This window comes from Symbiobacterium turbinis, from assembly GCF_055383075.1.
In genome coordinates this window covers 1,373,555-1,399,226 of record NZ_AP042433.1, presented here as the reverse complement: position 1 = coordinate 1,399,226, position 25,672 = coordinate 1,373,555, and the positions used below count along the sequence as shown (strand labels likewise).

General features: G+C 67.8%; 24 protein-coding genes. 4 read left to right on the top strand and 20 right to left on the bottom strand.

Annotated features, from left to right (window positions below; all coding sequences use genetic code 11):
* Positions 1-75: 75 nt before the first annotated feature.
* Genes ACZ45O_RS06795 through ACZ45O_RS06785 form a run of 3 tightly spaced genes read right to left on the bottom strand, consistent with a single transcriptional unit; the run spans position 76 to position 2,995 of the window.
* Entirely contained in the window at positions 76-312 is a 237-nt protein-coding gene (locus tag ACZ45O_RS06795; RefSeq protein ID WP_464856817.1) for a MoaD/ThiS family protein, read from the bottom strand.
* On the bottom strand, positions 306-2,306 hold the full coding sequence (locus ACZ45O_RS06790; RefSeq protein WP_464856815.1) for an aldehyde ferredoxin oxidoreductase family protein: 2,001 nt from the start codon (positions 2,304-2,306) through the stop codon (positions 306-308). The genes ACZ45O_RS06795 and ACZ45O_RS06790 overlap by 7 nt, the downstream gene beginning before the upstream one ends.
* A 35-nt stretch (positions 2,307-2,341) precedes the next feature.
* A complete protein-coding gene (locus ACZ45O_RS06785; protein ID WP_464856813.1) occupies positions 2,342-2,995 on the bottom strand; it encodes a DMP19 family protein in 654 nt (217 codons plus the stop codon).
* A gap of 133 nt (positions 2,996-3,128) precedes the next feature.
* On the opposite strand from ACZ45O_RS06785, the gene ACZ45O_RS06780 reads away from it, so the two are divergent.
* A complete protein-coding gene (locus ACZ45O_RS06780) occupies positions 3,129-3,770 on the top strand; it encodes a hypothetical protein (RefSeq protein WP_464856811.1) in 642 nt (213 codons plus the stop codon).
* Here ACZ45O_RS06780 and ACZ45O_RS06775 read toward each other — a convergent pair.
* Positions 3,712-4,896 (bottom strand): iron-containing alcohol dehydrogenase, encoded by a 1,185-nt coding sequence (locus ACZ45O_RS06775; RefSeq protein ID WP_464856809.1) that lies wholly within the window; start codon positions 4,894-4,896, stop codon positions 3,712-3,714. The genes ACZ45O_RS06780 and ACZ45O_RS06775 overlap by 59 nt on opposite strands.
* A 13-nt stretch (positions 4,897-4,909) precedes the next feature.
* The gene (locus ACZ45O_RS06770) at positions 4,910-5,389 is read right to left on the bottom strand and encodes a hypothetical protein (protein ID WP_464856807.1); all 480 of its coding nucleotides are present in this window, start codon (positions 5,387-5,389) and stop codon (positions 4,910-4,912) included.
* A 342-nt stretch (positions 5,390-5,731) separates the two neighbouring features.
* Here ACZ45O_RS06770 and ACZ45O_RS06765 point away from each other — a divergent pair, with 342 nt between their 5' ends.
* Positions 5,732-6,742, top strand: a complete 1,011-nt coding sequence (locus tag ACZ45O_RS06765; RefSeq protein ID WP_464856805.1) for a cytochrome-c peroxidase — start codon at positions 5,732-5,734, stop codon at positions 6,740-6,742.
* Between the two features lie 49 nt (positions 6,743-6,791).
* On the opposite strand, the gene ACZ45O_RS06760 is transcribed toward ACZ45O_RS06765, so the two are convergent.
* The 3 genes from ACZ45O_RS06760 to ACZ45O_RS06750 are packed head-to-tail and all read right to left on the bottom strand — an operon-like array spanning position 6,792 to position 10,024.
* Positions 6,792-7,769 carry an ABC transporter substrate-binding protein gene (locus tag ACZ45O_RS06760; RefSeq protein WP_464856803.1) on the bottom strand — a complete coding sequence of 326 codons (978 nt, stop codon included), beginning with the start codon at positions 7,767-7,769 and terminating at the stop codon, positions 6,792-6,794.
* 21 nt (positions 7,770-7,790) lie between these two features.
* On the bottom strand, positions 7,791-8,975 hold the full coding sequence (locus tag ACZ45O_RS06755; protein WP_464856801.1) for an ABC transporter ATP-binding protein: 1,185 nt from the start codon (positions 8,973-8,975) through the stop codon (positions 7,791-7,793).
* Positions 8,972-10,024: a FecCD family ABC transporter permease gene (locus ACZ45O_RS06750; RefSeq protein WP_464856799.1), complete on the bottom strand. Its 1,053-nt coding sequence runs from the start codon at positions 10,022-10,024 to the stop codon at positions 8,972-8,974. The genes ACZ45O_RS06755 and ACZ45O_RS06750 overlap by 4 nt, the downstream gene beginning before the upstream one ends.
* Positions 10,025-10,324: 300 nt before the next feature.
* Between ACZ45O_RS06750 and ACZ45O_RS06745 the strand changes: the two genes are divergently transcribed.
* Positions 10,325-11,368, top strand: coding sequence for a radical SAM protein (locus ACZ45O_RS06745; RefSeq protein WP_464856797.1), 1,044 nt, complete (start codon positions 10,325-10,327; stop codon positions 11,366-11,368).
* 153 nt (positions 11,369-11,521) lie between these two features.
* Here ACZ45O_RS06745 and ACZ45O_RS06740 read toward each other — a convergent pair whose 3' ends face one another.
* On the bottom strand, positions 11,522-11,833 hold the full coding sequence (locus tag ACZ45O_RS06740) for a hypothetical protein (RefSeq protein WP_464856795.1): 312 nt from the start codon (positions 11,831-11,833) through the stop codon (positions 11,522-11,524).
* A 289-nt stretch (positions 11,834-12,122) separates the two neighbouring features.
* A complete protein-coding gene (locus ACZ45O_RS06735; RefSeq protein WP_464856793.1) occupies positions 12,123-12,875 on the bottom strand; it encodes an alpha/beta hydrolase in 753 nt (250 codons plus the stop codon).
* A 721-nt stretch (positions 12,876-13,596) separates the two neighbouring features.
* Between ACZ45O_RS06735 and ACZ45O_RS06730 the strand changes: the two genes are divergently transcribed.
* The gene (locus ACZ45O_RS06730) at positions 13,597-16,050 is read left to right on the top strand and encodes a glycoside hydrolase family 3 C-terminal domain-containing protein (protein WP_464856791.1); all 2,454 of its coding nucleotides are present in this window, start codon (positions 13,597-13,599) and stop codon (positions 16,048-16,050) included.
* A 30-nt stretch (positions 16,051-16,080) separates the two neighbouring features.
* Here ACZ45O_RS06730 and ACZ45O_RS06725 read toward each other — a convergent pair whose 3' ends face one another.
* The 10 genes from ACZ45O_RS06725 to sufC all read right to left on the bottom strand — a co-directional run bounded on the left by ACZ45O_RS06725 (position 16,081) and on the right by sufC (position 25,488).
* Positions 16,081-17,448 carry a 4Fe-4S dicluster domain-containing protein gene (locus ACZ45O_RS06725; RefSeq protein ID WP_464856789.1) on the bottom strand — a complete coding sequence of 456 codons (1,368 nt, stop codon included), beginning with the start codon at positions 17,446-17,448 and terminating at the stop codon, positions 16,081-16,083.
* A 61-nt stretch (positions 17,449-17,509) separates the two neighbouring features.
* Entirely contained in the window at positions 17,510-18,943 is a 1,434-nt protein-coding gene (locus tag ACZ45O_RS06720) for an aldehyde dehydrogenase family protein (RefSeq protein ID WP_464856787.1), read from the bottom strand.
* A 42-nt stretch (positions 18,944-18,985) separates the two neighbouring features.
* Entirely contained in the window at positions 18,986-19,573 is a 588-nt protein-coding gene (locus tag ACZ45O_RS06715; RefSeq protein ID WP_464856785.1) for an ANTAR domain-containing response regulator, read from the bottom strand.
* 251 nt (positions 19,574-19,824) lie between these two features.
* Positions 19,825-20,139, bottom strand: a complete 315-nt coding sequence (locus ACZ45O_RS06710; RefSeq protein ID WP_464856783.1) for a metal-sulfur cluster assembly factor — start codon at positions 20,137-20,139, stop codon at positions 19,825-19,827.
* 6 nt (positions 20,140-20,145) lie between these two features.
* A complete protein-coding gene (locus tag ACZ45O_RS06705; RefSeq protein ID WP_464856781.1) occupies positions 20,146-20,451 on the bottom strand; it encodes a bifunctional 3-phenylpropionate/cinnamic acid dioxygenase ferredoxin subunit in 306 nt (101 codons plus the stop codon).
* Between the two features lie 15 nt (positions 20,452-20,466).
* Positions 20,467-21,867 (bottom strand): Fe-S cluster assembly protein SufB, encoded by a 1,401-nt coding sequence (sufB, locus tag ACZ45O_RS06700; protein ID WP_464856779.1) that lies wholly within the window; start codon positions 21,865-21,867, stop codon positions 20,467-20,469.
* A complete protein-coding gene (sufU, locus tag ACZ45O_RS06695; RefSeq protein WP_464856777.1) occupies positions 21,860-22,327 on the bottom strand; it encodes a Fe-S cluster assembly sulfur transfer protein SufU in 468 nt (155 codons plus the stop codon). The genes sufB and sufU overlap by 8 nt, the downstream gene beginning before the upstream one ends.
* Positions 22,317-23,549 (bottom strand): cysteine desulfurase, encoded by a 1,233-nt coding sequence (locus ACZ45O_RS06690; RefSeq protein WP_464856775.1) that lies wholly within the window; start codon positions 23,547-23,549, stop codon positions 22,317-22,319. Before ACZ45O_RS06690 ends, sufU begins: the two co-directional genes overlap by 11 nt.
* Complete coding sequence (gene sufD / locus ACZ45O_RS06685; protein ID WP_464856773.1) at positions 23,550-24,698, bottom strand: Fe-S cluster assembly protein SufD; 1,149 nt, start codon at positions 24,696-24,698, stop codon at positions 23,550-23,552. It lies immediately after the preceding gene.
* A 4-nt stretch (positions 24,699-24,702) separates the two neighbouring features.
* Positions 24,703-25,488, bottom strand: a complete 786-nt coding sequence (gene sufC / locus ACZ45O_RS06680) for a Fe-S cluster assembly ATPase SufC (RefSeq protein ID WP_464856771.1) — start codon at positions 25,486-25,488, stop codon at positions 24,703-24,705.
* Between the last annotated feature and the right edge of the window lie 184 nt (positions 25,489-25,672).

The following is a 25,672-nucleotide window of genomic DNA, read 5'->3' as shown; positions in this document are numbered from 1 at the left end:
GCTTATGGCGTTCCGATGACACAGAGGGATGCGGCCAGAATCTGGCCATATCCCCGCAACAGTGTGATCAAGACGTCACCCACCCGCCGCCGGGGAGAGGAGGTAGAGCACGTCGCCCGCCTTCAGGGGGGTGCGCAGGCCCGCCCGCTCGCCGTTCACAAAGACCGCCGCCTGCAGGAGCGGGCCCGCGCCGGGCAGCCCCAGGGCGGCGGCGGTTTTTTCCAGGGCCTCGGCCACCGTCGCCGCGTCCACCTCCACCTGGCGCCGGCCGGCGTCCAGCCGCAAGGTGCCGAAGAGGCGCACCGTCACCATGCGCCCACCTCCTGCTGGATCCTGAGCCGGCGCAGCAGGGCAGGCGTCGGCACGCCGTCGGGCGTCCAGCCCCGCAGCCGGTAGTACTGCCGCTTCATCGGCGCCAGCGGCACCCTGGTGCGGGGGTCGCCCGGCACCTGCTCGACGGACTTCAGCCGCTCGGGCAGGTCGTCGTCCGCCGCCGTCACGCCAAGGCGCGTGTTCACCAGCCGCTCCAGGTTGTAGCCCCGCTCGCCGATGAGCTTCAGGCGGCCGAGGTCCATCTTCATTCCCGTTACCGCCTCCAGCGCGTGGGTGAGCGGCAGGCCCGGCAGGTGGATGGGCATCCAGCGCAGCCAGAGGATGAGGGCCACGGGGCCGCCGACCCACGGCAGGAGCCGGTTGACGGCCCGGGCGAGCAGGCCGTTGGGCCGGTTCAGCAGGGCGGCGGGGAAGACGTCGTACGAGCTGAATAGGCAGTTGCCCGCGGCGGAGATGGCCTCCATCAGGTCCTGCATCAGCATGGTGAGGGCCGCCTTGGCCCGCGGCGTCTGTGGGTCCATCTCGAGCCCCAGCCCCTCCAGCACGGCCAGGTAGCCCGCGTTCAGGTGGCAGCCTCCCCGGTTGGAGACGGCGTAGCCCAGCCCCTGCCCCACGGCAGCCCGGGGTTCGTAGGCGGGCAGCTCGAGCCCCTTCACCTGCATGGCGAAGCCCATCCCGCCGAACCGCTCGGCCAGCCGGCGGCTGCCCTCGGCCAGCAGGTCGCCGATGCCCCGCCGGTGGGCGATGTCCTCGAAGAGCCGGGGCAGGTCCTGCACCTCGCCGAAGCGCAGGCCGTTCTCCCAGAGCCCCTTCTCGTTCAGCTCCATGGCGAAGGCGATGGTGCCGCCTGTGGAGATGGAGTCCATGCCCAGCTCGTCCAGTAGGTGGTTCCAGCGGATGATCGCCGGGAGGTCGGCGTTCTCCAGGTTGGGCCCCAGCAGCACAATGGTCTCCAGCTCGGGCCCCTTCACCCGGCGGCCCTTCGGGCCGGCCTTCTGGCCGCTGCCAGTGGCCCGGGGGGCGCCTGCGCCCGCGCACTCCGCCTCGGCGGCGCCTGCGCCCGCGCCCTCCTCGGGCAGGCTGACCTCGCGCCCGCAGTGGACGGGGCAGCCGGTGCAGCCGCCGTTGCGGATCAGGTGCGCCTCGGCCAGCGTCTCGCCGGAGACGGCGTCGAACCGCTCAAACTGCCCCCGGCTGAAGTTGCGGGTGGCCAGCATCCGGCGGGCGTGCATCCCGGCGAGCAGCCCGGCCGTGCCCAGCCGTGGCAGCTGGTTGCCGGTGATGGGATGCGCCCGCAGCTCCTGCGCCCAGCCCTTGATCCGGCTCCGCACCTGCTCTTGTAGGGCGACGGGCACCACCTTGCGGCCGTGGGCCACCAGGGCCTTCAGGTTCTTGGCGCCGAAGACCGCGCCGATGCCGGCCCTGGCCGCCATGCGGTCGTCGCTGACCAGGCCGGCATAGCGGACCCGGTTCTCCCCCGCCGGCCCGATGACCAGCTTGCCGGTGCGGGGCGGGAGGGCCGCCTGGGTCTCGCCGGTGGTCATGCCCCACAGGTCGGAGGCGTCGTGGAAGCGGACCCCGTCCTCCGCGATCTCCACCCAGACCGGGGCGTCGGCCCGGCCGGTGATGACCAGCCCGTCGCAGCCGGCCTTCTTCAGGTGCAGCCCGAAGGAGCCGCCGCAGTTGGAGGAGGCGAGCAGCCCGGTGAGGGGGGAGATGCTGGAGACGTTGAACCGGCTCGCCATGGGGGCGCCGGTGCCGGTGAGCGGCCCGGTGGTGACGACGATGACGTTCTCGGGCCCGAAGGGGTCCAGCGGACCCGTGATCAGGTCCGCCAGGATGCGGGCCGCCATCACCTTGCCGCCCAGGTAAAGCTCGCGCTGCTCGTCGGAGATCGGGTACTCACTCACCTCACGGGTGGTGAGGTCGATCTTCAGCATCCGGCCCATGTAGCCGCCAAACCGCGTGGTCATCCGCCTCACCTTCCTTTCTGCCGCCGAACCCGCGCTTACGGGAAGAACCAGATTATGAACTGGTGGAATACAACATGAGACGAACTGGGCACGTAGATCACGCCGTCGAAGAGGAACTCCTCCGGGTGGGCCCGCGCGTAATCCAGGATCACCGCATCGAGGTCGGTCTGCGCCTCCAGCTCCCAGAACCGCTGGGTAATCTCCCCGAAGTCCGGTTTCAGCTGATCCAGCAGCGCCTCACGCTCGCGCCTGTCCAGGGGCGGGTCGCCGCCCAGCAGGTCTGCGGACGCCCGGAGGTTGTCGGCGAACTCTTCCAGCCCCAGCAGTTCGAACCCGGCCAGGGCATCCCGCCAGACGATGCCGGTGGAGTTGCCGTAGAACTGGCCGTGCCCGCCGTTGTCCACCTCAGCCCGGTACCACTGGATGGCGTTGACCAGCCGCTGGGCCCGGGTGAAGGGGGCGAGGCTCTCCTCGTAGGCGGCGGGGCCGTCGTAGATGGTGACGGTCCACCACACGGGCTCGATGAGATCCATGACGTCGTCGATGGCGGCGATGCGGGCCTCGTCGATGCGGATGTGCTTCGGCCGAGTCTCGGGTTCTCTGCGCACGTGGGCGATGCTCCGGCCGGTGACGAAGACCACCGCCAGGGCGGCGGCCAGCGCCACGGCAAAGCGGATGAATCTACGCACACACGCACCTCCCGTAAGCCGCTCGGCGTGAGTGGAGCCGGCGGAAGGTGAAACCTGCCTCCCCGGCAACACCGTCTACTTCACGGAAACTTATGGCTTGTCTTCGCTATCGCGCCTCGAAGGAGGATAGGTCGTGCGAAAAGGCCTGATCGCGCTGCTGCTGGGGATCGCGCTGCTGGGGGCGCCCGTTCTGTCGGGGAAGGCGCGGGCCCTGTCCTGCGAGCAGCGGCTGGACGACTACGCCCTGGTGGTGCTGGGCCGGATCCAGAGCGCCCGGCCGATTCCAGGGGAGAAGCCGAAGGTGGTGCAGCTCCCGTCGGCAGACGGCAGGCTCCTGATCCGCCTCTTGGAGCCATATGTGGCCAGTACCGAGGTGACCATGGAGGTCGACCGCTACCTGAAGGGCGAGGGGCCGCCCACGTTGACCTTCGTCTACACCTACAGCGGGTATCGCCGTGTGACCGCCAGCGGACTGCAGGTCTACATCGGCCTGGACTACAGCCCGGAAGACCAGCGGTACACGGCTTCGGACTGTTCGCTGCTGATCAGCGCCACGACCCGGGACGAGGGGGAACAGTGGACGCTCAGGCGCCTGCACGACATGTACGGCCGGGGGCGGCGGCCCGTGCAGCCGCTGCGGGGCCAGGGGCTGCTGTGGGGAAGCATGGGCGCGCTGGCGGCGATGGTGGGCGCTGCCCACACCCGGCGGGGGCGGCTCAGAGGGCCTGCCGCAGGATCTGCAGCACGTCGTCGAGCCCGGCCTCCTTCGGGTTGAGCAGCAGGGCGCCGTCGTTGATGGCCGTGCGGGCGATGGCCGGAAGCACATCGTCGGTCACGCCCACGTCGCGGAGCCTGAGGGGCAGACCGCAGGCCTCGTGGAGCCGCTGGCTGAAGGCCCGCACCGCGGCGATGGCCTGCTGCCCGCGCTCCGGGGCCGGCGTCGCCGCGTAGAGCTCGGGCCCGGCCAGGGCCAGCAGCAATCGGCCATAGCGCTCGTGCACCAGGTCCAGGTTGTACTCCATGACGTGGGGAAGCAGGATGGCCATGGCGTCGCCGTGCGCCACCCTGCAGATGGCCCCCACGGCGTGGCCGATGGCATGGACCAGCCCCACCATCGCGTTGGAGAAGGCCGCTCCGGCCATGAGGGCGGCGTTGGCCATGGCCAGGCGCGCCTCGGTGTCGTGGCCATTGGCCACCGCCCTGGGCAGATGGTCGCGGATCAGTTCGATGGCCGCCCAGGCGTAAGCGTCGCTCAGCGGGTTGCGCTGAACCGACGTGTAGCTCTCGATCGCGTGAACCAGGGCGTCCATGCCCGTGGAGGCGGTGATGCGGGGCGGCAGCGAGCGGGTCAGGCGCGGGTCGAGCACGGCCAGGTCCGGGAGCAGGTGGTGCGAGACGAACTCCATCTTCACCTGCCGCTCCGGGTGGGCGATGACCGCCACCAGGGTGGCCTCGGAGCCGGTGCCGGCCGTGGTCGGGATGACGGCGAAGGGCACGCGCCGCGCCGGCTTCACGATGTCGGCGCCCATGTACTGCATGATGTCGTCTGTCTCCTGGCCGATCAGCACCCGCAGCCCCTTGGCGGTGTCGATGACGGAGCCGCCCCCCAGGGCGATGATGCTGTCACAGCCGGCCTCACGGAAGACTCGGCCGGCAGCGTTCACCACATGCACCGAAGAGTCCGGCGGGATCTCGGTGAACTGGGCGGCGATGACGAGCTCGGAGCCCCGCAGCGCGGATTCGAGGATGCGGGTGAGCCCCACCTCCACCAGCTGCTGGTTGGTGAGCAGGATGGGACGGCTGGCGCTGAGGTGCGCCATCTCGTACGGCAGGTTCTCCAGCGCGTGATCACCCGACAGCACCTTGACCGGATTGTAGAACTCATAATACCGCGGGAGCACGTGGGGCACCTCCTCAAGCTGTCAGCAGCGTGCTCAGGTAGACGCGGGCCGCCGACACCTCGCGCTCGGGGACCCGCTGCATGATGCGCCGGGTGATCAGTCCCGGGAAAAGGTAGGCCTCGGTGATGAGCATAACGCGCACCACCGACATGGCAAAGGTGAGGTCGCCCTTCATGGTCATACGGCGCTGGGCGTAGGCCTGGGCGATGGACTGCCTGCCCAGAAAGACCGGCAGGGCCCCTTCCGGGTGCTTGAACTGAATCACCAAATCGGCAGCGGGTTCCGCCCTCAGACCCAGGAACCGCAGCCGCCCGTCCGATTTCGTGAGGGCCATGGCCGGGCCCGTCGGCGCGATCTGCAGGCAGAGCCCCTGCCCTTCCGCCCAGCCGGCAACCTCGGCCGCTGCGCGGCTGTCGAGCCTGGCGCATGCGCAGATGCCCCGGCCCAGGAACCAGAGGAGAATGCGAAGGAGGAGGGCCTTCAGCCACCTCACCGGCGACTCTCCTTTCCGACCATCATCGCATGATATGTATGCCAATTCGGTGACTCCCCGCCAGAATCCTGTACGTCTGGCGATGCTCCGCGCCGTCCGCGGGGGCGGCAGGACAGGGCTCGGGCGGACAATGTAGTCCTTTTGGCTGAGAGGCCGGCCAGCAGCGCCGGCCTTATGCAATGCCGCAAAACCGCACCGGGAATGGCTTTGACGCCCCGCGCAAGACATAACCCGGAATTATGACGGATATCAACATTACGTCTTTGTGTCTAGAAAGATTCTAGTTTATCGTGAGATTACAAACGGCGTACGCCGTGGAACCACGCAGAGGAGGATGCAGGCATGTTTCGACGGAAGCGCTGGATTGCGCTGGTCGGAGCCCTCGTCATGGTCATGGTCGCAGGCTGTAGCTCGAGTTCCACCAAGTCGCAGGGTTCGTCGGGTGAACTCACCGAAGTCCGCCAGGGCAGCTTCGCCACCATCGTGGCAGCGCCTGACAACCCGGACAACCCGTCCACCCCTGAGAAGGTGGAGCTCGGCAAGATGCTCTTCTTCGATCCACGGCTCAGCAGCAGCGGCGTGATCTCCTGTGCGACCTGTCATAACCTGGGCCTGGGCGGCACCGACCGTCTCCCGGTGTCGTTCGGTCACGGCTTCGCGCAGACCCCCCGCAACGCCCCGACGGTGCTGAACGCGGCGTTCTTCCAGAACCAGTTCTGGGACGGCCGTGCCCAGGGGCTGGAGGAGCAGGCCAAGGGCCCGATCCAGGCCGAAGCCGAGATGAACATGCCCGCCGACATGGCCGTGGAGCGGATCAAGTCGATCAAGGGCTACCACGAGTACTTTGAGAAGGCCTTCCCGGGCGAGGAGGATCCCATCACCTTCGACAACATCGTCAAGGCCATCGCCGCCTTCGAGCGCACGCTGATCACCCCCAACGACGCGCTGGACCGCTACCTGCGGGGCGACAAGAATGCGCTCTCGCCCCAGGCCATCCGCGGCATGGAGACCTTTGAGGCGATCGGCTGCACGTCCTGCCACGCCGGCCCGGCCCTCTCCAGCGGCGCCATGATGAAGTTCGACTGGGGCAACGACGCCGGCAAGGCGAGCTGGACGGGCGATCCGAACGACGAGAAGTTCTTCCGGGTGCAGACCCTGCGCAACATCTCGCTGACCGGCCCGTACTTCCACGACGGCTCGGTGGAGACCCTGGAGGAAGCGGTGACGATTATGGCCAAGGTGCAGCTCGGCCATGACCTGACCGACCAGGAGCGGGATGACATCGTCGCCTTCCTGAACTCGCTGGTGGGCGAGATGCCGCAGGTCGAGGTGCCCGTGCTGCCGGCCAACTAGCCAACACACAAACGCAGCCCCCTGGCCCGAATGGCCGGGGGGCTGTCTCTTACGGATAGAGCCACTCCACCAGTTCTGCCAGGCCGTCCACGATGCCGGTGCTGGCCGAGTAGAACGAGCGGGCGGGCACCAGGCGCACGTTTCCGTTCTGCACGGCCTTGACGGTGGCCATCCCCGGGTTTTCCATCAGCTCCCTGAAGGAGTCCTCGCCCCTGCCGAGCACGTCCACGAGCAGCAGGTAGTCCGGGTCGGCCTGAACGATCTGTTCCACGCCCGCCGGCATCGACCGCGTGAGCCCCAGGCTGTCCACCGCCGGGACCGCTCCGGCCCGCATGATCAGCTCGTAGCTGAGGCTGTCCGGGCCCGCCATGAGCGGCCGTGTGGCCTGGTTGGAGATCATCAGGACGCTGGGGGGGTTCTCCTGCTCGGGAACCCGGCTCTCGATTTCGGCCAGGCGCCGGTTCATGTCGTCCACGATCTCCCTCGCCCTGGCCGCCGACTCGGGCCCCAGCGCCTCGCCGATGGTCAGCATGTTCTGCTGGAAGGCCGCGATGGAAGACCAGTCCGAAAAGGAGAGGAGGGGCACGCCGGCCGCCTCAAACACGGCGATGGCGTCCTTTTCCGCCCCCAGCCGGCCGGTGAGCAGAATGAGATCTGGCTCATGGGCCAGCACCTGCTCGGGGTCCAGGCTGGCCCCGTCGATGATGGTGTTGGGGACCTGCCGGGCCAGGTCGGCATGGTTGCTGAGGGCCGGGTTCAGGGCGTTCCGGCCGATGAGGACGATGCGCTCCGGACCGGCCAGCTGCAGCGCGATCTCGGCGACGTTGGTCGAGAGGGCGGCGATGCGCTGCGGCGCCTGTGCAGTCTGTTCCGCGCCGGGCTCGGCGCGATCGGGCTCCGCCTCCCCGGGCTCGCCCGAAGACGGGCCGCCCCCGCAGGCGACGAGGAGCAGGAGGCCGATCAGTAGGACGGCCAGGTGCCGGAACCGGCGGGATGCGCGGCCTTGGCTGGATATGGTCGACTTCATGACTCGCATACCCTCCCCTTCTCAGGAAGCCAGGATGTGCTCCAGGTTCGCGGGCTTCTGGGGCAGCAGGTCGGTGAGGAGCAGGGCCTGGGTCTGGGGTCTGGGCCCCAGCGGGAGCACCTGCCTGCCCTTCAGAAGCCGCTCCAGGGCGGCGTTGGCGGGGCCGAGGGGCACCGGAGCCGCAAGGATCAGGTCGGCCCGGTTGAGCCACTCGCCGGCCTCATGCAGAATGCCGTCCGGCAGGTGATGAAACGGCGGGTAGGTCAGCACCGGCAGGCCCAGCGCGCGGGCCAGCTGCGCGTCGGGATCCCGCTCCTCCACCGGCCCCACCGTGACGCTGGCCCCCCGCCGGACGAGCTGGGCCAGGGTGGGACCGGCGGTGCCTCCGCCGGCCAGCACGTGGAAGCGGCGGTTGTCCCGTGACTCCGACGGATCGTCGAAAGCGACGACGTGCGGGCAGCCGGTAAGCGGGTCCGTCCGCACCATGGCCGTCACCCCGTAGGCTTCCTTCAGGTTGGCCGGGGTCAGCACCGCGCGCGGGCTGCCCATGGCCAGCACCCGGCCCCTGGCCAGCAGCACCAGCTCATCGCAGTAGCGGGCCGCGAGGTTCAGATCGTGCAGCACGGCGATGGCGGCCATCCCCTCCCTGCACAGGGAGCGGATCAGGTTCAGGGCCCGGAGCTGATGGTTGAGGTCCAGTGCGGAGATGGGCTCGTCCAGGAGCAGGACGTTGGGCTCCTGCGCCAGGGTCTTGGCGAGGAAGGTCATCTGCCGCTCGCCGCCGGAGAGGGTCGTGACCGGCTGCTCAGCCAGGTGCAGGGTGCCGGTGAGCTCCATCGCACGCCGGACGGCCTCCTCGTCGCGCCGGCCCTCCACGCTGAAGCGGCCCAGGTGCGGGTGGCGGCCCATCATGACCACTTCCCAGGCCGGGAATGCGAAGTCGATCTGGGTTTCCTGCGGCAGGTAAGCCAGCTCCCGGGCGAGCGCGCGGGCGCCCAGACGGGAAACGGGGCTGCCGTTCAGGAGGGCCTCGCCGCGGGTGGGGCTCAGCAGCCCGGCCATGATCCGCAGGAGGGTGGACTTGCCGACCCCGTTGGGGCCGATGATGCCGGTGAAGCGGCCGGGGCCGCTTTCCATGCTCACGGCGTCCAGGATCAGGCGGCCGGCAACTTCCAGGCTGACCGCCTGTGCGGCAATCCGGTTCATCGAGTCGCTCCTTTCCTGTCGCCACGAAGCACCAGGTAAAGGAAAAACGGCGCTCCGATGAGCGACGTGACCACACCCACCTGGATGGTGATGGGGTTCCAGGCCAGGCGGGAGACGGTATCGGCGATGATCAGGAAGGCGGCGCCGCCCAGGGCGCTGGCCGGCAGGAGGAGGCGGTGGTCCGGTCCGGCGACCAGCCGGATGCTGTGGGGGATGACGAGGCCCACGAAGCCGATGATCCCGCTCACCGCCACCGCTGCTCCCGTGACGACCGAGGCGATCGCGAGCAGGGCGCCGCGGGTGCGGGCCACGTCGATGCCGGAGGTGCGGGCGTGGTCGTCGCCCAGCAGGAGCATGTTCAGATCCCGGGCGAAGGCCATGAGCAGCAGGCACCCCAGCAGGATGGGCCCCGCGACCAGGTGCACGTGTTCCCAGGTGCGGGCCTCGAGACCGCCCTGCAGCCAGTAGATGATGCCCCGCAGTTCGTGTTCGTTGGGGGCGTTGGCGACCATCAGGCTGATGACGGCGCTCAGGAACGAGTTGATGCCAATGCCCACCAGCAGCAGCGTCCCTGCACCGGAGCGCCGGCTGCGGGTCCAGACCAGGAAGACGATGATGACGGCGAACATCGCGCCCACGAACGCGGCGGCCGGCATGAACCAGCGGCTCACGCCAGCCAGGCCGAAGTAGATGGCGCCCACCGCGCCCAGGGCTGCACCGCTGGAGACGCCCACGACCCCCGGCTCTGCCAGGGGGTTGCGGAACAGGGCCTGCATCACGACGCCGGAGACGCCCAGCGCGGCCCCGACCAGTCCGCCCACGAGGATTCGGGGCAGCCGGATCTGGTCGACCATCAGGAGTTCACGTTCGGTGATCGGGATGCTGGTGGCGATGCCGACACGTTTCAGGAGAATGGCCGCAGTGTGATCCCAGGGGATGCTGACCGGCCCGAGCGCTGCCGAGACGACGATTGCGCCGATGAGAACGAAGAAAAGCAGGAGCAGCGCGGCGAAGAGGCGGCGTGTGAGCGGTGTGGGGCGGGTGGGCAAGCCATACACCTCCTCAGAACCATATACCTATTCTTCTTGTAACTTGAACAAAGGTCAATGGGTACATCGGTCAGGTATGTCTCCTAATTGGTCCGTTTGTGCCCCGCCATATGACCCTAAAAATGAGGAGGCGTGACCGCATCTAACTACTGTGCGGGCCCCGCCCCGATGGTCTTCGGAATGTATTGCAAAAATACAGACCGGGCCCGATGTCGTAGCACCGGATACCCATAGACGCTGCGGGCCGGTAGGTTTAAGCTATATACATGTGCTGCGAGTTGTGGGAGGTGTGACTTTCCCGTGTTTCGGGAACTGCCCAAGGTGGATTTCAATGAGCGTCCGCTCATCGTGATCTGGGAAGTGACCCGAGCCTGTGCGCTGGCCTGCCGGCACTGCCGCGCCGAGGCCATCCCCCGGCGGGATCCGCAGGAGCTCACCTTCGAAGAGGGTTGCCGGCTCATCGATCAGGTGAAGGAGCTCGCCCCCCCGCTCTTCGTGCTCACCGGGGGCGACCCGTTCATGCGGAAGGACCTGCCCGACCTGATCCGGTACGCGACCTCCATCGGGCTGCGGGTGTCCAGCAGCCCAAGCGGCACCCGCCTCGCGAATCTGGCGAACATGAAGCGCTGCGCCGAAGCGGGCCTGCACCGGGTGGCCTTCAGCCTCGACCACGCTGACGAGGAGGCGCACGACGCCTTCCGCGGGGTGAAGGGCTCGTACCGCTGGACGATGGAGGGCATTGCCGCCGCGCGGGAGGCCGGCCTGGTGCCCCAGATCGGCACGACCGTCTCCCGCCACAACTGGAGGGAGCTGGACCGGATCGCGGAGAAGGTGGAGGAGATCGGGGTGGCGCTCTGGTCCGTGTTCTTCCACATCCCCACCGGGCGCGGACAGATGGAGGACATGCTCACCGCCGAGGAGACCGAGGAGGTCCTGGAGTGGCTGGCGGAGTACAGCCGCACCGCCCCGTTCCCCATCAAGACCACCGAGGCCCCGCACTGGCGGCGCGTGCTGCTTCAGAAGGGGATGAAGATCCCCGGGCAGGGCGTCAACGACGGGAAGGGCTTTATCTTCATCTCCCATACCGGCGAGGTCAACCCCTCCGGCTTCCTGCCCTGGAATGCGGGCAACGTGCGGGAGGAGTCCCTGGCCAGGATCTACCGGGAGTCGGAGGTCTTCCGGCTGCTGCGCGACCCGAGCAAGCTGAAGGGCCGCTGCGGCGCCTGCGAGTACCGCGAGGTCTGCGGCGGATCCCGTGCCCGGGCCTTCACGGTGCTCGGCGACTGGCTGGAGGAGGACCCCGCCTGCAGCTACGTGCCGGCCGGATACAGCGTGGTGGTGTAGGACGGCTGGGCACTGGTAGGCGCGCTGGCGCGGAACACAGGAAAAAGGGCGCTGTCCCCGTGGTCATCGGGCATGACCGGGGGATAGCGCCTTTTGTTTTGGACGGGCTTTGGCACGGGCGCCTCGCCCTGCGATCTCGCCGGCCTCACCGGCTCAGCCGCGGGCGGCGCGCGACACGTGCACCGCTTCCGCGACGGCCAGGGGCAGTACGCCCAGGAACGCGATGAAAACGGCGAACGTCCGGCCGCCCCACCTGAAGAGCAATGCAGCAAGGGCGAGGTGCGCCAGGCTGCTGAACATCCGCTGCCTGCGGCTGTCTGCCATGGTGGTGAGGCACTGGCCGATCACCGTGGCCGCTGCGAAGAGGTAGAACACGACGCGCAACCAGGCAAAGCCTGCCTCTCGATCCGCCATGTGGGCGAAAAAGGATATCCAGAAGAGCATTACGACCGCCGGGTGCTTCATCGGACGTTCCTCCCGCTCCGCTGGTGGCTTGCCGCTGGACCTTCCGGGGCTGATGGGTTGACGCCCACCAACGCCATGCGCTGCGATGCGCCTGTTCGGGCCCAGGGGAGATATCCGCGCAAGATTCGAATTTGACGGAGTATTATTCTACCCCGCCTGTCGCTGGTCCTGCTTTGGCGGGGCTGGCCACCGGTCGGCCCGCCGCGCCCCGGGCCAAGACAAAAAGGGCCGGGGCTGTCCCGGCAGCTTGATGCGCTGCAGGACAGCCCCGGTTCACGCGCAAACCGGGTCAGCTGTGCTTCCTGATGAACTCCAGCGTCTTTTCGAGGATGAGCTCCTTGTCGTTATCCAGCGTGGCGACGTGGTAGGAGTTCTCCAGCCAGAACAGCTCCTTCTCCTCGCTGGAGATGGCGTTCAGGATCAGTTCGCCGTTGCGGGGCGGTACCACGTGGTCCTCCCGGGACGTGATGATCAGCGCGGGGCACTTGACCCGGGGGAGCATCATGTGCGTGACGGCGCCCAGCGCGATCAGGTGCTTGATGGCCGGCACCGGGGTGACCGGGTAGGCCAGCTCCTTCACGCCCTCGGCCTTGATGTCGCTGCCGATGCCCGGCAGTTCAGCCGGCGCGTCCGGCGCGAAGGCCAGCGCGGCCATGTCCGGGGAGTCTATTGATACGGCGGCGTTGATGGGGACGATGCCCGCGAACCGGTCCGGGAACTGGGCAGCGGCCCAGAGGGTCAGCGTGCCGCCCATGGAGAGGCCGGTCATGAAGAGGGTGTCGCAGCGCTCCTCGAGCCAGCGCATCGCCGCCACGATGTCCGCCGTCCAGTCAGAGGCGGTCGCCTGGGCCATGTCGGCCGGCGTGGTGCCGTGCCCCTTCAGACGGGGCATGGCCACCGTGTAGCCCGCCCTGGCGATGCCCTCGGCCAGGAAGCGCATCGACTGCGGTGTGCCCGTGAACCCATGCGAGACCAGGACGCCGGTGCGGTTGCCGACGCTGTACAGCGGTTCTGCGCCAGGAAGAACGGGAAGATTCGTCATTCCGGAACCACTCCTCTCTTGGGCATATCGCTGTGCTTCTTCGCTTCTCGAAGGGTTCCGTCAATTCCTGCTGCGCACGCGGCAGGGACGTGGATGTTTCACAAGTCACTGTGCTTCAGGATGAACTCCAGCGTCTTCTCCAGCATGAGCGCCTTATCATTTCATCCCCCGGTTTCGTCCACTTGCACCCCGCGAGCCAGCTCCACCCCACGCTCCAGTTCCGGGCCCGCAACGTCGATCCGCAGCCCGGTCGTTCACCGAATCCCCCCCATTTCGTCTGTTCACTGAACATACACATCACAGGCCGGAATGGTTCAGTGGTACAGGAGGGAGGAAGTGCGACGGATTGCCACTTGCCTGGCGGACGAAGTCGAAATTTGCCCCGGTTGCGTTGCGACGCCCTTTGTGTCCTAAGGCTGAGACCAACCATAAGCAGGCGGTGAAGGGCGCAGTCGAACCTCCGAGGGCGGCCAGTCAGGTAGTTGATGTATGACGGGTGGCCGATTGAGCCAGACCGCAAAATCAGGTGGCTCATTTGTTCACCGTTCACGTCGCCTGAGGACATCAACGCTAGCATGAGGCACTACGGCCACGCTGAGCAGGTGGTCCAGCGGAGACGAACAGTTGCCTGGCGCCCGGGAGACGGAGGGGGAAGGCAGCCCTTGCCGAAGTGATCAGGTGAAACCGCCCCCGGTCGGCGGGGGAACGGGAGGGACCGGCATTGCTGAAGCACGAAGCGACCATCGCGAACATGAGCCTGGAAGAGAAGATCGCTTTCTGCTCAGGCGCCTCTTTCTGGACCACGAAAGCCTTTCCCCACCACGGCATTCCGGCGTTGTTCATGTGCGACGGCCCCCACGGCCTGCGCAAGCAGACCGGGGCGGGCGACCACCTGGGCCTCGACGCGAGCGTGGCCTCCACCTGCTTCCCGACCGCCAGCGCCGTGGCCTGCACCTGGGACGTGGACCTGGTGCGGGAGATGGGCGAGGCCCTGGGCGCAGAGGCGGCGATGGAAGAGGTCAACATCATCCTCGGCCCGGGTGTCAACATGAAGCGCAACCCCCTCTGCGGCCGGAACTTCGAGTACTTCAGCGAGGACCCGTACCTGGCCGGCAAGCTGGCCGCCGCCTGGATCGCCGGGGTGCAGAGCCGGGGTGTGGGGGTGGCCTTGAAGCACTTCGCCCTGAACAACCAGGAGACCAAGCGCATGGCGACCGACGTGCGGGTGGACGAGCGGGCGCTGCGGGAGTACTACCTGGTGCCGTTCGAGATCGCGGTGAAGGAGGCTTGTCCCACCGCGGTGATGTGCGCCTACAACCAGGTGGAGGGAGTGTACTGCAGCGACCATCGGCGCCTCTTGACGGACATTCTGCGGGACGAGTGGGGCTTCGACGGCGCCGTGATCAGCGACTGGGGCGCCACCCACGACCGGGTGGCTGCCTTCCGGGCCGGTATGGATCTGGAGATGCCCGGGAGCCGGGGCCGCTTCGACCGGGAGGTCCGGGAGGCGGTGGCGGAGGGCCGCCTGGACGAACGGTTCATCGACCTGAGCGTCGACCGTCTGCTGACCCTGATCGACCGTACGACCCGGAGCGACAGGGGCGCCCTGCCCGCAGACCTTCACGACAGGCGCCATCTGCATGACCGGCACCACCGGCTGGCCCGGCGTATCGCCGCCGCCGGCGCCGTGCTCCTGAAGAACGACGGCCCGGCGCTGCCGCTGGCCGCTGGGGCGCAGGTGGCCGTCATCGGCGAGCTGGCCCGGACCCCGCGGTACCAGGGCACGGGCTCCTCCCAGGTCACGCCCACCCGGCTGGAGAGCCTGCTGGACGGGCTCGCGCAGTACACCGACCAGGTGCGCTTCGCCCCGGGGTACACGCTGCGGGATGCGCCGGACCCGGCGCTGGTGGATGAGGCGGTGGCCCTGGCTCGTGAGGCCGGGACTGCCATCCTCTGTTTGGGCCTCACCGACCTCTACGAAAGCGAGGCCTTTGACCGGCCGCACATGCGCCTTCCCGCCAACCAGAACGCCCTGGCGGAGGCCGTGGCGGCGGCGTGCGACCGGGTGATCGTGGTGCTGTTCGGCGGATCGGCGGTGGAACTGCCCTGGGCGGACCGGGTGAAGGCGATCCTCCACATGCACCTCCCCGGACAGGCGGGCGGGACGGCTGCGGCAGACCTGCTGTTCGGCGCGGAGAACCCCAGCGGCAAGCTGGCCGAGACCTACCCCTTCCGGTACGAGGACGTGGTGAGCAGCAGCTACTACCTGCAGAATCCCTGGCAGACCCCGTACCGGGAGAGCATGTACTGCGGCTACCGGTACTTCGCCAGCGCGGGGGTGCCCGTGCGCTACCCCTTCGGCCACGGCCTCTCCTACACCCGCTTCGCCTACTCCGACCTGCAGGTGCGGCAGACCGGCCCCCATGCCTTCGAGGTCACCGCGGTCGTCACCAACGTGGGCGACCGGGATGGCGCCGAGGTGGCACAACTGTACGTGGCGCCGCGGACGGGCGGGGCCTACCGGCCGGCGAAGGAGCTGAAGGGCTTTGCGAAAGTGCCCCTGAGGCCGGGGGAGGCCCGCACGGTCACCTTCCACCTGGACAGGCGTGCCTTTGCCATCTACGACCCGGACCGGAAGGACTGGGTGGTGGAGGCGGGGGAGTATCTCCTGGAGGTCGGGGCCAGCTCAGCGGATATCCGGCTGACGGCCCGGGTGGAGGTGGAGGGGGTGGCCCCGGTGAGGACCCCGTGCAGCGACTGGTATTACGCGCTGCAGGGCGTGCCCAGCCAGCAGGATTTCCTCACCATCCACCCCGTCTACCCCGAATACAGGCCGCCGACCCGGGGCCGCTTCGACTTGAACAGCTCGATCAACGAAATGAAAGAGAGCAGCCTGCTGTTCAAGCTGCTCTACAAGGTGCTGGAGCGGGTGGTGGCCCGGGGGGCCGGAGGTAAGGTGGACTACGAGAACCCGAGTTTCCGGATGATGATGCACACCGCTGCGGAGAACCCCATCCGCGCGCTGGTCCTGTTCAGCCCGGACCAGATGCCGCCGCATGTGGCAGAGGGGCTGGTTGAGTGGGCCAACGGCCGCCGGCTGCGCGGGTTGGGGCGCATGATCGGGGGCGACCGAGGTCGCACGCGCCGCCTGGCGAGTCCGCCGGGCAGTCGGTAGCGGTTGAGCTGTCAGTGTGGGGTTGATGAGTCACGGCCACTTGTCAACACACGTTGGACAAGGGCCCGGTCCGTCTGCACAGGCGATCTGAATGGCCTGGCGGGTGATCGCGGTGACCCTGCCGGTCACGCTGCTGTGGACGACGACGCCCAGGGCGCCCTCCGGCGGCCTGGCGATGAGTTGGCCGGCTGTCACGGTGTCGCCCTCGCGCACCAGCGGCTCGGCCGGGCTGCCGATGTGCTGGTCCAGGCGGATGCTCACGGCCGGGCAGGCGACCGCGGCCTCCACCAGCGGCGCCTTCCGGTCGTACTGGCTCACCCCGATCCGCTCCTCCACCCGGTGGGATGGCACCCGGCGTTCCGCGATGAAGGGGTGGGGCTCCCGCTCGGGGGTCGCCCCCGGCCGGTACCGGATCCCCTGCCGCGACAGCTCCTGCTTGATGTGGATCACCGCCTGCCGCGGCATCAGCAGCTCGGGGCAGGCGAAAGCCTCGCACAGGCCGCAGTCGCAGCAGAGGTAGGCGCCCAGCCGGGCTGCCTCGTCGTCGGGGCTGTAGGTGACCTGGAGCATGGCCTTGTTCGGGAAGATGTGGTGGCCCAGGAGGTAGCGGGGGCAGAGTTCGGTGCAGAAGTTGCACTGGATGCACACCGTGGTCTGCTTCTTGTCGATCTCCCACGGCTGGGCGAGCCGCTGCACCCACCGGAGCTGGCGGGGGAGCACCACCACACCGCCGGTCCGTTTGGTCACCGGCTCCTCCGGCCCGGCGAGGCGGCCCATGAGCACCCCGCCCTCCATGAGCACGTAGTCCGCCACGGTGGGTCCGCCCGCCAGCTCCACCAGGGCGCCCAGGGGGACCCCGATCGGCGCCTCGACGGTGACGGGGCTGCGCACGGCGCCGGCGACCGTCAGGAACTTGGTGATCACGGGCCGCTCCTCATCCACCGCGCGGGCGATGTTCGCCAGGGTCTCCACATTCTGCACCACCGCACCCACGTGGAGGGGGATGCCCCCGGAGGGGATCGTACGGCCCGTCACCTGGTGGACGATGATGTGCTCGTCGCCCGCGGGGTAGAAGTCGTCCATGGGGAAAAGCGCGATCCCGGCCTCGGCGGCGGGGCCGGCCAGGGCCTCACGTGCGGCGCGGTACTTCGCCTTCAGCGCGATCACCGTCCGCCTGGCCCCGGTGGCCTTCCGGGCCAGCACCAGGCCGCGGACGATGGCCGCCGCCCGGTGCTCCATCAGCGCCTGGTCGGCGTAGAGGAGGGGTTCGCACTCGGCTCCGTTGGCGATGAGCCACTCCACCTGGCTGCTGAGCTTCACGTGGGTCGGAAAGCCCGCCCCACCCGCGCCGACGACGCCGGCTGCCGCCACCCGCTCCCGAATGAAGGCCGCATTCATGGTTTCGTGCCTCCTCCGCGCGCCGTGGTCCCTTTCCACGCTCACGACCGTCTCCGCCCGCTCAGCGGCCCCGCAACTCTGCCAGCACTGCCCGGGCGATCCGCTCGATGTCCGCGGACGTGGCGCCGGACTCCTGCGAAGGGTCGGGCTCCCAGAGGCCGTACGCCACCCGCTTGATGTTGATGAGGTGGAGCGGGCCGACGTTGTCGGAGGTGGCGCTGCCGCCCATGGCGCCGGGCCCCAGGGTCATGGACGGGGCGAGCCCGGTGGTGGCCCCCACGGCGCCGTGCGTGGCCGGGGTGTTGACCAGGATGCGGAAGACAGGCTTCTCCAGCGCGAAGGCCATGATCACCTGTTCATCCCGGGAGTGGATGGCCATGGAGTGGCCGATGCCGCCGAACTCCAGGAGCTCGATGCACCGGTGGCAGGCCTCCCGCCAGTCGGCGGCGGTGTAAAAGGCCAGCACCGGGCAGAGCTTCTCCAGGGAGAGGGGGTACTCGGGACCCACCCCGTCCAGCGGGGCGATTAGCACCCGGGTGCCCGCCGGGACCCGGATGCCGGCCATCTCGGCGATCCTGGCTGCCGGCTGGCCCACCGCCGCAGGGTTCACGCCGCTGCCCCGGATCACGGCGGCAGAGACCCGCTCCGTCTCCCCGGGGGAGAGGAAGTAGCCGCCCCTGCGCCGGAACTCGGCCACCACCTGGTCGGCGACGGGGGCGTCCCCGATGACCGCCTGCTCCGAGGCGCAGACCGTTCCGTTGTCAAAGGTCTTGCCGGCGATGATGTGGGAGACCGCCCTGGGCACGTCAGCCGTGCGCTCGATGAAGGCGGGCACGTTGCCGGGGCCGACTCCCAGGGCCGGGGTGCCCGAGCGGTAGGCGGCCTTCACCATCGCCGACCCGCCCGTCGCCAGGATCAGGGAGACTTGCGGGTGCGTCATCAGGGCCTGGGTGGCCTCCAGGTGCGGGTTTTCCAGGCACTGAATGAGCCCCTCCGGCGCGCCGGCCTCCACCGCGGCCTCCGCCACGATGCGTGCGGCCCGGCACGTGCAGGCGGCGGCCCGGGGGTGGGGGCTGATTATGATGCCGTTGCGGGACTTGGCGGCGATGATCGCCTTGTACATGGCGGTGGAGGTGGGGTTGGTGGTGGGCGTGAGGGCGGCGATCACCCCGACGGGCTCCGCAATCTCGATGACCTTGCGCTCGGCGTCGTGCCGGATGATGCCCGCGGTCTTCATGTCGCGGATGTGCCGGTGGAGATCGCGGGTCGCGAGCAGGTTCTTGACGGTCTTGTCCGCCACCACGCCCATGCCCGTCTCCTCCACGGCCTCCCGGGCCAGGCTCTCCGCCGCCGCCTCGCCGGCTTTCGCCATGGCGGCCACGATGGCATCCACCCGTTCCTGCGAGAAATGCCTCATCCTCTGCTGCGCCTCGTAGGCCCGGCTGACCGCCTCCCGCATTTGCTGGACGGCCATCAGGTCCCTGTCCAGCCTCATGCCTGGTCACCTCCCTGAAGAGTTCTCTGCGGCTGTGCGGTTTCAGGTGGATCTCAACGAGTGGTTCAGGAGCAGCATGTGGGCCACGTCGCCCATGCTGCGGCGGCTCTTCATGCTCATGTGGCGCAGCCGAACGTAGGCTTCCTCCTCGCTGATGCGCTCCTGGGCCATGAGCAGGGCCTTGGCCCGTTCGACGTACTGCCGGTCGGCGAGTCGACGCTCGGCCGTCTGCGCCCGCTTCAGCAGGGCAAGCCGCTCCGCCCGGGCCCGGGCGGCGGCGGCAACCGCCAGGTCCAGCTGCTGGGGCGAGCAGGGTCTGATCAGGCAGCAGGCGGCGCCGGTTTCGGCGAGGCTGCGCGCGGCAGCCAGGTGGTGGTGGTGGACCAGCATGACCACCGCGACGCTCTGGTCCTGGAGGAGCTGGCGGGCGGCGTTCAGGCCGTCCAGGCCCTCCAGGTCGCTGTCCAGCACGATCACATCCGGTTTCAGCTGGCTGACGAGGAGGAGGGCCGTCTGCCCGTTGCCGGTTTCGCCGAGCACGCGCATGTCGGGTCCGGTCAGCGCGCTGCTCAGGTAGGCCCGTTCCTCCGGCTGCTGCACGGCCACCACTAACCGCACCTGCTGCGCCAATCCATCAACCCCCTGGGTCCGTGGTAGCTAGGAGCGAGTGAGGGGCAGCGAGGAGTGAAGCCGAGGGTGGATCTGGAATGACTTCCGCACAGGTGAGCACCTCTGCTGGTGCCCACAACTCTTCGACACAGGACTCATTTTTCCTCCCAGAAAAAATGAAGAATTCTGCATAATGTTGACAGTCAACGCGTATTGTCGCCACAACGCGAAACCGGCACGGGGCGCACCCGTGCCGGTGAGTCGTGATTCGGTTACAGCAGCCCCATCTGCCGGGCCTTCTTGAGCCGCTCGCTCATCCGGTCCGGCGTCCAGGGCGGATCCCAGACCATCCGCACATCCACCTGGTTCACGCCGGGGATGGACTTCAGGGCCGCCTCGGCCTGCATCTGGATCAGGGGTCCGACCGGGCAGGCCTGCGACGTCAGCGTCATGTCGATGCCGACGTTGTTGTCCTCGGTGATCTCCACGTCGTAGACGAGGCCGAGGTCCACGATGTTGATGCGCAGCTCGGGGTCGTTCACCCGCTCGAGCACCTTGAGTACCTGTTCCTTGGTGATCTGTGCCACCGGTCCTCACACCTCCACCAGAATATCGTTCCCCTGAACAACCACCTGGTAGGTCTCCACCGGGGTGACCGCCGGGAGGGTGAGGGCTTTCCCGGTCCGGATGTCGAACCGGGCCCCGTGCAGGGGGCAGGCCACCTGGTCGCCCATCAGCTGGCCCTCGCAGAGCGAGGCCTCCGCGTGGGTGCAGGTGTCGTCGATGGCGTAGAATCCGTCGTCCAGGTGGAAGATGGCGATGGGATGACGCTTCACCAGCACCCGCTTGCATCCGCCCGGGGGAATCTCGCCGAGCTCTGCGACCTTGACCAGGGCCATGCCGAAGCAACCTCCTTAGCCGACCGAGCCCTCCATCTCCATCTCGATGAGGCGGTTCAGCTCGACCGCGTACTCCATCGGCAGCTCCTTCGCGAAGGGCTCGATGAAGCCCATCACGATCATCGTCAGGGCCTGCTCCTCGGAGAGGCCGCGGCTCATCAGGTAGAACAGCTGCTCCTCGGAGACCTTGGAGACGGTGGCCTCGTGCTCGATGGCGACGTTCTGGTTCTTGATGTCCATATACGGGATGGTGTGCGACTCGGAGTAGTCGTCGAAGATCAGCGCGTCGCACTCCACCTTCACCTTCGCCCGCTCGGCCTGCGGCTCCACGAGGATGTGGCCCCGGTAGGTGGTGTTGCCGCTGTCCCGGGAGATGGACTTGGAGGTGATGCGGGAGGAAGTGTCGGGAGCGAAGTGGTAGATCTTCGCGCCGGCGTCCTGGATCATGCCCTTCGAGGCGACGGCGATGGAGATGACATCGCCCCGGGCCCCGGGGCCCATCAGGTAGATGGCCGGGTACTTCATCGTCACCTTGGAGCCGATGTTGCCGTCGACCCACTCCATGACCGCGTCGTCGTACGCCACGGCCCGCTTGGTCACCAGGTTGTAGACGTTGGTGGACCAGTTCTGGATGGTGGTGTAGCGGCAGCGGCCGCCCTTCTTCACGATGATCTCCACCACCGCCGCGTGCAGCGAGTCGGTGGAGTAGATGGGGGCGGTGCAGCCCTCCACGTAGTGGACGTTGGCCCCCTCGTCCACGATGATCAGCGTCCGCTCGAACTGGCCCATGTTCTCCGTGTTGATGCGGAAGTAGGCCTGCAGCGGGATCTCCACGGTGACCCCGGGGGGCACGTAGATGAAGGAGCCGCCCGACCAGACGGCGGTGTTGAGCGCCGCAAACTTGTTGTCGGTCATCGGCACGACGGTGCCGAAGTACTCCTTCACGATGTCGGGGTACTCCCGCACGGCGGTGTCCATATCGCAGAAGAGGACGCCCTGCGCCTCAAGGTCCTTCCGGATGTTGTGGTAGACGACCTCCGACTCGTACTGCGCCGACACGCCGGCCAGGAACTTCCGCTCCGCCTCGGGAATGCCCAGGCGGTCGAAGGTCCGCTTGATTTCCTCGGGCACCTCGTCCCAGGAGCGGCCCTGGCGGTCGGTCGCCCGCACGAAGTAGTGGATGTTCTGGAAGTCGATCGCGGAGAGGTCGACGCCCCACGTCGGCATCGGCTTGGCGTGGAAGACCTCGAAGGCCTTCAGCCGGATCTCCCGCATCCACTCGGGCTCGTTCTTGAACCGGGAGATCGACTCCACGATCTCGCGGGTCAGTCCCTTGTCAGACTTGAAGACATAGTTCTCCGGGTCACGGAACCCGTATTTATACTCACCGACGATGTCGCGCGGCTGGCTAACCATTCGCGTCCCCTCCTTCGTACTCCTTCATCCCCTCTTCCAGGCAGTGCCAGGCGAGGGTCGCGCACTTGATGCGCACGGGGAACTTGCTGACGCCCGAGAGCGCCTGAATCTCGCCCAGGGCCTTGTAATTGCCTTCCTCGCCCTGAATCATGCGGTAGAAGCTCTGCATCAGCTCCTGCGCCTCCGCCAGCGTCTTGCCCTTCAGGGCGACGGACATCATCGAGGCGCTGGCCATCGAGATGGAGCAGCCCCGCCCGTTCCACTTGACGTCGTCGATTCTGCCGTCTTCCCCCAGGCTGACCTGGACCTCCACGTCATCGCCGCAGGTGGGGTTGTGCAGGTGCTTCTTCAGCACCGCGCGCTCCACCGCCCCCTTGTTGCGCGGCTTCTTGTAGTGGTCCAGGATGACCTGCTGGTACAGAGCGCTCAGGTTCACCGGATGCCGAGCCTCAGACGTCATAGCCGAAGAACTCCTTTGCGTGGAGGAGGGATTCGACCAACCGGTCGATCTCCGCCTGCGTATTGTAGATATAAAAGCTCGCCCGGTTGGTGGCCGGCACGTCGAGGATCTCCATGAGCGGCTGGGCGCAGTGGTGGCCCACCCGGATGGCGACGCCGTCGGCGTTGAGCACGGCCGACAGATCGTGGGGATGAATGCCCTCCACGTCGAAGCTGATCAGCCCCGCCCGGGGCTGCCGGGGACCGAAGAGCCGGATGCCGCCGATTTCGGACAGGCGCTCCCAGGCGTACTCGGTGAGCGCCTTCTCGTGGGCGTACACGTTCTCCATGCCCAGCGAGGAGAGGTAGTCGACGGCCGCCCCGAAGGCGATGAAGTCCGCGATGTTCGGGGTGCCGGCCTCGAACTTCGCCGGGCACTCGGCCCACTTCGCGCCGGAGAGGTGGGCCTCGGAGATCATCGAGCCGCCGAAGTAAGTGGGCTCCATCTCCTCCAGGAGCTCCATCTTGCCCCAGAGGAACCCGGTGCCGGTGGGCGCCAGCATCTTGTGGCCGGCGGCGGCGATCCAGTCCGCATCCCAGTCTACCACGTTCACGGGCATGTGGGGAACCACCTGCACGGCGTCCACCGCCACCTTCGCCCCCACCTGGTGCGCCTTGGCGACCATCTCCTTGATCGGGTTGAGGGTGCCCAGCACGTTGGAGGCGCCGGAGAAGGCCACGAAGCGCACGTTCCCCTCCGCCAGCAGCCGGTCGTAGTGCTCCTGGTTCAGGGTGCCGTCGGGCAGCAGCTCGATATACTTGATCTGCGCCCCGGCCGCCTGGGCTGCCTGCTGCCAGGGAATGAGGTTGGAGTGGTGCTCCATGCCCGAGGTGACGATGACGTCCCCCGGCCGCAGCCGCTGGCGCAGCCAGCCGTAGGCGATCATGTTCAGGGCCTCGGTGCCGTTGCGGGTGAAGACCACCTGGTTGGGCGAGGGGGAGCCGATGAACCGGGCGATCTTTGCCCGGGCCCCTTCGTAGGCGTCCGTGGCCCGTTCGGCCAGGGTGTGGATGCCGCGGTGGACGTTGGCGTTGTAGCCCTCATAGTATTCAACAAGGGCCTGGATCACCTGGCGCGGCTTCTGCGTGGTCGCTGCATTGTCGAGGTAGACCAGGGGATGGCCGTTCATCTCCTGGTGGAGAATCGGGAAGTCCTGCCGGATACGGGCCACATCCAGGGCCAATTAGCTCACCTTCTCTCCCATGAGGCGGATCATCTCGTCGCGCAGTTCCTGGACGGGGATCTGCTCCAGCACCGGCGCGAGGAAGGCCATGACCAGCAGCCGCACGGCCTCCTGCCGGGTGAGGCCGCGGGCCATCAGGTAGAAGAGCTGCTCCTCGTCCAGCTGGCCCACCGTCGCGGCGTGGCCGGCGCCCTCGACCTCATGCTCGTTGATGATGAGGGCCGGAATCGAGTCGGCCCGGGCCTTGTCCGAAAGCACCAGGGCCTGCTGCCGCTGATAAGTGGACGCATTCTTGGCGGCATGGTTGATCTGGCCGTTGCCCCGGAAGACGGTGTGGGCACGGCCCGAGAGGACCCCGCGGCCCAGGATGTCGGAGCGGCTGAAGGAGCCGTTGTGCACCTGCGAGGCCACGATGTCCTGGTGCTGCCGGCCGGTGGCGCCGAAGACGACCTTCAGGTTCGACTCGGAGCCCTCGCCGGCCACGTCGTTCACGATCTCGGAGCGCACCAGGCTGCCGCCGAACTCGCCGCCGACCCAGTCCAGGGTGGAGTCGCGCCCGGTGAGGCCGCGGCGGAAGGCGAAGGCCCAGGCGTCCTGGGAGTGGTTCTGCAGGTAACCGTAGCGCACCCGGGCCCCCTGCAGCGGGAAGACCTCGACCACCGCGACGCTGAGGTAGTCGCCGGTGCCCTCGTACCGCTCCAGCAGGGTGACCTCGGCGTTATCCTCGGCGATGACCAGGGTGTGCACGTACTGCGCCTCGCCGTCCCTGGCCTCGTAGACCACCTCCAGCGGTTCCTCCACGACGACGCCGCGGGGCACGTACAGGAGCACACCGCCGTTCAGATGTGCGGCCTGGGCAGCGGAGAGGAGGTTCTGCTCCATCGGGAAGAGCTTGCCCAGGTACTGCTCGATGAGCTCCGCGTGCTCGGCGGCGGCCTGGGTCAGCTCGGCGAAGACGACGCCCTCGGGCACCGTGCCCTTCAGCGTGACGCGGGCAGGCGCGGGCTGGTACTGGAGGAGATCCAGCCCCTCCAGGGAGGTGCGCCGCCATGCCTCATCGGTCTTCGCGGGCAGCGAGAGCGTTCCGGTGAGCGTCTGGGCGGCCTTGCGCCGCTCCTCCAGGAAGCGGGGTTCGGTGACCGTGGGCATCGCGCTACTTCACCCCCGCCTCGGCCGCCTCGTCCACGATGCCGAGTTCAGCCTTGATCCAGTCGTAGCCCTTCTTCTCGATCTCCAGGGCCAGCTCGGGGCCGCCGGTCTTCACGATGCGACCGTCCATGAGCACGTGCACCACGTCGGGCTTGATGTGATCGAGGATGCGGTGGTAGTGCGTGATGACGATGGCGCCGAAGTCCGGGCCGCGCAGGGAGTTAACCGCCTTGGCCACCACCTTCAGGGCGTCAATGTCGAGGCCGGAGTCGGTCTCGTCGAGGATGGCGAACCTGGGCTCCAGCAGGGCCATCTGCAGCATCTCGTTCCGCTTCTTCTCGCCGCCGGAGAAGCCCTCGTTGAGGTAGCGGCCGGCGAAGGACTCATCCATCTCCAGGAGCTTCATCTTCTCAGACAGCATCTCCTGGAAGTCCCACACCGAGATCTCCTCGCCGCGCACGGCGTTCACGGCCTGGCGGAGGAAGTTGGCCACGGTGACGCCGGAAATCTCGAACGGGTACTGGAACGCGAGGAAGAGCCCGGCCTTGGCCCGGTCGCTGACCTCCATCTCCAGCACGTTCTGGTCGCCGAGCATCACGGTGCCCTCGGTGACCTCGTACCGGGGGTGGCCCATCAGCGCGAAGCCGAGGGTCGTCTTGCCGGCGCCGTTGGGGCCCATGATGGCGTGGATCTCACCCGGCTTGACCTCCAGGTCGAGGCCCTTCAGGATCTCCTTGTCATCGATGCTCACATGCAGGTTCCGCACGACAAGCGGAGCGCCAGTGGTCACGATCGCACTACTCCTTTCACACGCATGAAACTTGGGTTTTTCAGTTTTGGGTTTGCTTGGCCGAGCGGCGTGCAACCGGCCCCCGGCGCTGCCGGTCCTAGCATTCCCTGGGACCGGAAAATGGCCGCAACCTATACACTTGTTTTGCACTGTGGATACAGTGTAAAATAGGATGCAAGCCAGT